The sequence below is a fragment of the Bartonella acomydis genome (assembly GCF_039543025.1).
Classification (GTDB): Bacteria; Pseudomonadota; Alphaproteobacteria; order Rhizobiales; family Rhizobiaceae; genus Bartonella; species Bartonella acomydis.
Genome location: NZ_BAABIY010000033.1, coordinates 1 through 3,770, shown reverse-complemented (window position 1 = coordinate 3,770; position 3,770 = coordinate 1). Strand labels below are relative to the sequence as shown.

General features: G+C 32.1%; 1 protein-coding gene and 1 pseudogene. Both read left to right on the top strand.

Translation table 11 applies throughout. From position 1 onward, the window contains the following. Positions 1-2,186, top strand: a 2,186-nt coding sequence (locus ABD909_RS05595) for a type ISP restriction/modification enzyme (RefSeq protein ID WP_345096982.1), incomplete at its 5' end; no start/stop codon positions are given. A gap of 1,391 nt (positions 2,187-3,577) precedes the next feature. Further along, a pseudogene (locus ABD909_RS05590) lies at positions 3,578-3,770 on the top strand (hypothetical protein); the annotation flags it as partial.

Below are 3,770 nucleotides of genomic sequence, written 5' to 3'. Positions count from 1 at the left end.
CAGGAACCTTTATTACGCGGCTATTACAATCAAATCTTATAAAACCAGAGGATATGGAGTATAAATACCGTTACGATATCCATGCTAATGAGATTGTCTTGCTCGCTTATTACATAGCAGCGATTAATATCGAAGCAACCTATCATGGTCTTATGAAAGGGAATTATATCCCATTCAAGCATATTGGTTTGGTTGACACGTTTCAGATGCTTGAAGAGAAAAACCTGTTACAAAAATTATTTAAAGAAAACAGTGAATATTTAAAACACCAGAAAAATCTGAATATCGAGGTCATTTTTGGCAATCCCCCTTATTCCGTAGGACAAAAAAACGAAAACGATAATGCAAAAAACACTCCTTATCCCATATTAGATGACCGTATCCGTGAAACTTATGCTGCTCAGTCTAGAGCAAATAATATTAATAGACTTTATGACAGTTATATCCGCGCTATTCGCTGGGCTAGTGACCGTATTGGTGATGCAGGGGTAATTGGCTTTGTTTCTGGTTCTGGTTATATAGAAAAGCCAACAATGGATAGTTTACGAAAATCTTTAGCCAAAGAGTTTACGAGCATTTATGTGCTTAATTTGCGGGGGGATATTCGCAAAAATATCTTAAGCAATGGGAAAGCTCAAGAAGGAGAAAATATTTTTGGTAATGGTAGCATGACGGGTATTGCTGTAACGCTATTTATCAAAAATCCCAATGTTTCTGGAGATTGTAAAATTTACTATCATGATATTGGTAATAATCTCACGACAAAAGAAAAGCTTACAGCTCTTGAGTACTTTGGTAGTATTGAAGGCATTACACGTGAAAATGCTTGGCAAATGATTACACCAGATGAACATGGTGATTGGCTTGGACAACGTGATGAGAGTTTCAAAACATTCCTAGCTCTAGGTGTTAAAAAAGGGCATGATAAAAAGCTTTTTGAGATTCATTCTTGTGGTTTAAAAACTAATCGTGACGTTTGGACATATAATTCAAGTCGTGAAGCTTTAACTGAAAACATGAGTAACATGATTGCCTTTTATAACAGCGAAGTGAAACGTTTTAATAAAGCCTATCCACATGCTGACCGTAAAATTCGTGCAAATTCTGTAAATGATTTTGTCGATACAAATGAGAGAAAGATAAGTTGGAGTAGTAGTCTGAAAGAAGAATTGGTAAGAGGAAAGATTTTTGAATTTGAGTTTACATGCCTTACGCAAAGTTTATATCGTCCTTTTACACAACAGTGGCTCTACTACAATCGTATTTTTAATGAAAGAACTTATCAAATGCTGAGGATATTTCCTATGGAGCAAACCATTGAAAATAAAGGCATTCAAATTACAGGTATAGGAGTAAATGGTTTTTCTGCCCTAATGATTAAAGATTTACCTGATGTTAATGCGATGGCTGCTAGTCAATGCTTTCCACGCTATATTTACGAAGACACTATGGTTTCAAAAAGTAAAAGTGAGAAACAATCCCATTTATTTTCAAATTCTCAAGAAGAGAGTAAAAATGCTGGTTTACAGAGGCATGATGCCATCACTGATGAAGGATTAGCACATTTTAAAGCCGCTTATCCTAATGAAACCATAACAAAAGATGATCTATTCTATTATGTTTATGGTCTTTTATATTCAGAAGATTATCGTGCTCGTTATGCTGATAACCTCTCTAAAGAATTGCCTCGTATCCCTTGTGTAAAGAGTGCTGATGACTTTTGGAAGTTTGTTACAGCAGGGCGTAAATTAGGGCATTTGCACGTGAATTATGAAGATGTAGAACCTTACCCAGTCACATTTAAAAAAGGCAATCCAAAACAGACTGATATTCCTAATCCTAAAGAATTCTATTATGTTAAAGAAATGAAATTCTTTGGAAATAGTAAGGAAAAGGATAAATCGACGGTTATATATAACAGCAATATCACGATGACAGATATCCCTCTCGAAGCTTATGAATATATCGTGAATGGCAAGCCGGCTCTTGAATGGGTTATGGGGCGTCAATGCGTTAAGACTGATAAAAAAAGTGGTATTGTGAATGATGCTAATCGCTATGCTGTTGAAACCGTTGGTAACCCTGCCTACCCTCTAGAGTTGTTTCAAAGGGTTATTACCGTAAGTTTAGAGACAATGAAAATCGTGAAAAACTTACCAAAATTAGAAATTAGAGAAACTGAATAGCTTATAAGACCTTAAAACTCATAAGGGGTATAGAATATAGCTATACCTCTTTTATTAAGCTGATTACCTATTATCTTAAAAGGAATAATTTATTATGCGTTATTCTAAAAAGAAATCATTTGCACTTTTAAACACTGTCATTTGGATTGCCTTTAAGAGATTATACCGTAATCTCAAATGATAGCTTTATTCTTTTCATTTGCTTATAGGTTTTGAAGGTTTCTCAAACCCTCAAAATACCTTCAAAAATATATTATGAGTTGTTTTTAAGGTTGTGTTGTTGATATAGGTTGTATCATTAAAATTGTAATATATTGAAATATAATAACTTTTATTTTTTTGATTGAAAAAAAATATATAAGGGGGCGTAAAAAGAACCCTCAAAATCTTCAAAATACTCAAAACTCATAACCATAATGATCTTGATAGCATTTTTATCATTATAAACTGTTTTTTGAAGGTTTTAAAAGATCACATGTTTTTTAGACGTGTTTAAAGCACTAGCTAAAATGATTACTTTTGTCAGTTCAATTTACTGACACATAACTGACAAATATATATTATTAGTTGAATTTATGGTTATATTGTCGATATAGGTTGTATCATTAAAATACTAACATATTGAAATATATTGTTTTTAATTTTCTCTCATTCAAAAAAAATAATATAGGGTCTAGAAAGAACTGACAAAAATGACAAAAGTCTATTAAAAGGGATTTTGCTCATCTCTATAATGATCAATCTCTCTTTAATGTTTTCATAAGAAACAATAAATCACAATTATCCTTTCTCTTATGAAAATGATGCGGTGGTTATAAAGACAGTTCCTATAAAAGGCTGTTAAGTTGCAAATTGTATTAGAAAGAAATTAACAGAAATCTTAAAAACCATTTAGTAAAAAACATGATAGGTTATAAAGCTAAAAATACGCATGATGAGAGCGTTTTTAAATATTATAAATGTATAGATTCAAAAAATCACGCAATCGTTTAAGAAAGCCCATAATATAGCTTTAAAAGCATATAATACAAAAGAAGTGTCTTATAAGCATGTGATAAATATATATACACAATGAATTTAAAAAAATGATAAAAAATATCAAAAAAGATAAAATGTTGATTGACAATAAATACGTATTTTGTTATATAAATAATCAAGTGATCAAAACACTTTGTGATTAGCGGATAGATTACGAAACAATCTTTCCAAAGCTTTTAAAAACTGGCTATCTTTTATGCTATGATTAGCATATATGATATTTTTGTCGGGTGTAGTTACGCTATACAATACCCTTATGGGAAAAGCGTAGCAACGGACTAATCACCGTGTTTTGAACGCCCGGCACCCTTATAGGGTGTCAATTTCAAAACTCTTGATTAGGACATATTAGTATGAATACTACAGTAAAAAACACCCCCGTTATCTCTAACATTTCAAATAAAACTGTACCTGCTAACAAACAAGAGCCTGCAAAAAAATATGAATTTATTAATGATGGTGACTATGTAGATGGTCATTTCTTAACGCGAATTAGAGCTTTAAGAGATTTTGATGATGTCAAAAAAGGTGATCTCGGGGGGTATA